The organism is Pseudomonas edaphica (assembly GCF_005863185.1).
Lineage (GTDB): Bacteria > Pseudomonadota > Gammaproteobacteria > Pseudomonadales > Pseudomonadaceae > Aquipseudomonas > Aquipseudomonas edaphica.
Genome location: NZ_VBVZ01000889.1, coordinates 1 through 1,814, shown reverse-complemented (window position 1 = coordinate 1,814; position 1,814 = coordinate 1). Strand labels below are relative to the sequence as shown.

General features: G+C 62.4%; 2 protein-coding genes. Both read right to left on the bottom strand.

The annotated features are described in order from the left end of the window. Nucleotides 1-113: 113 nt before the first annotated feature. Complete coding sequence (locus FEM54_RS31775) at nt 114-977, bottom strand: DNA-3-methyladenine glycosylase family protein (protein ID WP_138454192.1); 864 nt, start codon at nt 975-977, stop codon at nt 114-116. Then, nucleotides 974-1,814 (bottom strand): amino acid permease (locus FEM54_RS31770; protein ID WP_138454191.1); only part of this gene is annotated, 841 nt, incomplete at its 5' end. The genes FEM54_RS31775 and FEM54_RS31770, both read right to left, overlap by 4 nt.

Here is a 1,814-nt window from a genome sequence, read left to right as displayed (position 1 = left end):
ACATTGGATGTGTGAACACCGTCAAATGTGGGAGCTGGCTCTTACACTTGAAAGTGTGAACAAAGTCGAATGTGGGAGCTGGCTTGCCTGCGATGAGGCCCTAAAAGATGTCATCAATCCATTCTGCTCAACGACGTCCACAAATGCTGCGCCGCATACGCCCTTAAAGGCCGCCACGCCTCGGCACGCGCCAACAACTGCCGCGCCGACACCGGCCCGCCTTCCAGTGCCGCCAGCGCATTGATCAAACCAATATCCCCCGACGCAAACGCATCCGGCTCACGCAACTGACGCATGGCGATGTACTGCGCGGTCCAGTCGCCGATTCCCGGCAAGGCCACCAGCCGCGCCACGCCGTCCTTGAGGTTGGCCTTGGGTGCAAATAACTGCGGATCATCCAGCAACGCCTGAGCCACACCTGACAAAGTACGGCCCCGCGCCTTGGGCATGCCCAAGGTCGCGAGGTCCGCCGCCGCCAAGACTTCGGCAACAGGAAACACATGGGTAATACCGGCATACGGCGTTTGCAGCGGCTGGCCATACTGCACCACCAATTTACCCGCCAGGCGAATGGCCGCGACCACCGTGATCTGCTGGCCCAGCACCGCACGAATCGCCAGTTCCAAACCGTCCCACGTCCCCGGTACACGCAGGCCAGGGCGCGCAGCCACCAGTTGTGCCATCAACGGGTCGGCGGCCAGCTGCGCATTGATCAACCCAGGCCGGGCGTCCAGATCGAACATCGCCCGCAGGCGCCGCTCGATCTCAGGCAGCGCCGCCGTGTCGGGAAACTCGACGCCCACCTCCAGCCAATCGCCCGCGCCCGGCGCCACGCTGATGCAGCCGTGCAGCCCGTTCACGCTGATGCTGCGCCGGTACACGCCCGCCTCCACGGTCTCCAGCCCGGTGATGGCCCGCGCCGATAAAAAACCCAGCATTGCCGCCCAGTCATAGGGCGGCTGATACGCCAATCTCACAACGACAACACCCCGCTATACAGCCCATAAGCCGCCAGCCCCGCGCCCGCGATCACGCAGCTGAAAATGCCTTTTTCCATGTGCGTAAACAAGGGCTGGCCCTGTTCGCGCTTGGCCAGGGCAAACAGGATCACGCCGGGCGCATACAACAATGCCGAGAGCAGCAGGTACTTCAAGCCACCGGCGTACAGCAGCCAGACGGCATAGCCAAGAGCTATCAGGCCGACCAGCAAATCCTTATAACGCTGGCGCTGGGCACCGGCATAGGTTTCGCCGCGCCCGCTCAACAACACCGCATAGGCCGCCGACCACAGGTACGGCACCAGGATCATCGACGAGGCCAGGTAAATCAGGGTGGTGTAGGTGCTGTGGGAAAACAGCGTGATCACCAGGAACACCTGGATCATCACGTTGGTCAGCCACAACGCGTTGACCGGCACCCGGTTGGGGTTTTCCTTTTTCAGGAAGGCCGGCATGGTTTTGTCATGAGCGGTGGCGTAGAGGATTTCCGCACACAGCAGCGCCCATGACAGCAAGGCGCCGAGCAGCGACACGGCCAACCCGATGCTGATCGCCATCGCGCCCCACGGCCCGACGATATGTTCCAGCACACCCGCCAGTGAAGGGTTTTGCAATTGCGCCAGCTCCGGCTGGCTCATGATGCCCAGGGACAGCACATTCACCAGCACCAACAGCGCCAGCACGCCAAGAAAACCGATCACGGTGGCGCGGCCCACGTCCGAGCGCTTCTCGGCGCGCGCCGAATACACGCTGGCGCCCTCGATGCCGATAAACACGAACACGGTGACCAACATCATGTTGCGCACCTGATCGACC